Annotated in this window: 1 protein-coding gene; it reads left to right on the top strand. The window is 66.1% G+C overall.

The features are described 5' to 3' along the window. Positions 1-632: AMP-binding protein (locus tag CH251_RS12080; RefSeq protein ID WP_143544968.1), on the top strand; the 632-nt coding region annotated here is incomplete at both ends.

Genomic DNA, 632 nt, shown 5'->3' with positions numbered 1-632 from the left:
CGACTGTGGCCGAACGGCCAGGAGGACTACGCGGCATTGCCGCAGTTGAACGTCAAGGCCTTCGATTACGACTACGGCTTCGGGTCGATCGCCGGCCGCCAGGAAACGGTCACGAGTGGACCGGCCGGCCGACTGGACCTGATGGTGTATCGCGATCGGGTGCACGGGTTCGCGGTGGACCTGACATCGAGCGACACTGCGGCAACTCCCGAATCGGTCACCGACACCGCGGCTGCATTCGTCGACTTTCTCGGCAGACTGTCCGAGGACCCCGATGCGAGGGTGGCGACGTTCGATGCACTGAACGCCGACGACCGAATCAGGGCAGAGGAATGGTCGCGCGGTGTCGAGGTGCACGCGGATGACGCGACGCTGGATTCGCTCGTCCGCCTGCAGATGTCGAGAACGCCGGACGCAGTGGCGATCGTCGATCACACCGGTGCGGAGTTCAGTTTCTCCGAGATCGCCACCCGCGTCGAGGCGATGGCCGCGCAGTTGAGCGCCCGCGGTGTGACGCGAGGCGACCGCGTGGCAGTCATGCTCGCGCGTTCGGTGGATCTCGTGGTGACCCTGCTTGCCGTCGTGCGCACCGGTGCCGCGTACGTTCCGATCGACCCGGAACACCCGTCCGA

Source organism: Rhodococcus sp. 06-462-5 (genome assembly GCF_002258315.1).
Classification (GTDB): Bacteria; Actinomycetota; Actinomycetes; order Mycobacteriales; family Mycobacteriaceae; genus Rhodococcoides.
The sequence above is the reverse complement of the archived record's forward strand: the minus strand, read 5'-3'. Positions and strand labels throughout refer to the sequence as shown.